Here is a 1,750-nt window from a genome sequence, read left to right as displayed (position 1 = left end):
GGAGGACGCTCGCAAAAAGAAAGGTTCCTCTTCAGTCTACGCTGTCAGCGGTTCACTCATCCACTCCCCCTGCGCCTCAAGGCGGCGGAAAGCGAACCCGCCGCCAGAGGCTTCCGGCGGTGCGCAGCCTCACTTCGCGGTGGCGCAGACCGCGTAGAAGCGGACCTGGGACTGCGCGCTGGACAGGAAACTCGCGTAGGCGTACCAGCCACTGCCATTGGGCAGGATGTAGGACGTATACACCTTCAAGAAGTCCTGCGGGAGCGTGGCGGGATTCTGCGGCTGGCCGAGCAGGCTCGTGGTGGTGTTGTACCAGTCGCCCGACAGCGCCTTCTTCCCCGCCGGGCAGTTGAGCGTCTTGGCGAACGGGGCGACATTCGTGAAGGACGCATCCGAGGTGATGATCTCGTAGCCCTCGAGCGCGGCGGACGCCGTGGGGGCCGCTGCCGTCACCGGCTCGAGGGTCCACGTATTGCCGATGCTGGTGGCGCCGTTGCCCTCCGTGGTGAGGCCCTGGACGGTGTTGGGACGGTGCAGGTAGTCACCCTTCCACGACTTGAGCATGAGCTTGTCCACCGCGACCTCGGTCGTCCACTCGTTGCCGATGCCGGTGGCCGACGTGGTGACGCCCTGGGCGGAGTCGGGACGATGCAGGTAGCGTGTCACGGCAGATGCCGCGCGCCTGGAGGCCCATGTTCGAGGGCCGGACCACGACAAGCTCCAGGCGCAATGGGGGCCCTGTTGCCCGGAGGCGGGCTGGAGCAGGGAGGCGGAGGAGGAAACGGCTGGGGCCCGCTGGCTGACACGTCACAGACACGTCACTGACGCGTCAGGAGAAGGGCGCCGGACGTGGGATGCGCCGGCTTCCTCGACGTGGACGCGCCAGGACGCGAAGTCGAACGTCTCGTTCGGCGCCGAGTACGAGACCCTCGATACGCCAGGAGCGGCCTTCGAACTGCGTCGCCCGCGAGCGCCTCCTTTGGGCGACGGGGGGGCGACCGTGGCACGCGTTTTGTACAAGTGGCGCGAAGCACCCAACCTCTCAGGAGTCGAAAGAACATGTCCCGCAACCCGATGACCTCGCGCCTCAGCGCCGCCTTCAGGGCCGCGCGTACGCCCTTCGTCGCTGTGCCACTCTGCCTGGCGCTGGTCGACACGGCGCTCGCTGCGGAGCCCGATGGAAAAGGCCCCTGGGCCGATCAGGTGGTCTCTAGCCAGATAAGCCGGGCCAAGAGTGGCGCGCCCATCTCGGATGACCGCAAAGATCCGCGCTTTGCGCTCGGGCCGTCCGAGGAGACGAACGCCTCCAAGACGTTCTTCAGCCTCGGCATGGGCGGCCAGATCGTGCTGCGCTTCGAGAATGCGATCTGCAACGGGACGGGCAACGACTTGGACATCCGCGAGGCGACGAACGAGCCATACCCCGCGGAGACCGCAGACGTCTACGTCAGCAACGACGGAGCGGCCTTCGTCAAGGCGGGAAGCGTCTCCAAGGACGGGCAGCTCTCGCTTCCGTCGGACATGCGCGTCGCTCGCTATGTGAAGCTGGTCGACACGAGCAATGCCGCACTCTTCCCGGCCGATACGGATGGCTACGACATCGACGGCGTGCGCGCGATGAATGCCTGCGCAGCCCCCTCGTGCTCGGGGGTCACCGCCGACGTGCAGTCCTTCTGGCCGCCGAACCGCAAGCTCCAGCCCGTCACCCTGTCCGGCGCCAAGGATGCCAGCGGCCAGCCCATCCCCCTCA

2 protein-coding genes are annotated in these 1,750 nt (G+C 67.0%); one reads left to right on the top strand and one right to left on the bottom strand.

What is annotated here, in order from left to right:
* Positions 1-129: 129 nt before the first annotated feature.
* Positions 130-666: a hypothetical protein gene (locus VF697_RS35200; protein WP_331101978.1), complete on the bottom strand. Its 537-nt coding sequence runs from the start codon at positions 664-666 to the stop codon at positions 130-132.
* A gap of 393 nt (positions 667-1,059) precedes the next feature.
* Between VF697_RS35200 and VF697_RS35195 the strand changes: the two genes are divergently transcribed.
* Positions 1,060-1,750 (top strand): hypothetical protein (locus tag VF697_RS35195; RefSeq protein WP_331101976.1); only part of this gene is annotated, 691 nt, incomplete at its 3' end.

The sequence above is a fragment of the Archangium sp. genome, assembly GCF_036388035.1.
Classification (GTDB): domain Bacteria; phylum Myxococcota; class Myxococcia; order Myxococcales; family Myxococcaceae; genus Archangium.
Note: the sequence above shows the minus strand (reverse complement) of the source record. Positions and strands in the feature narration are given on the sequence as shown.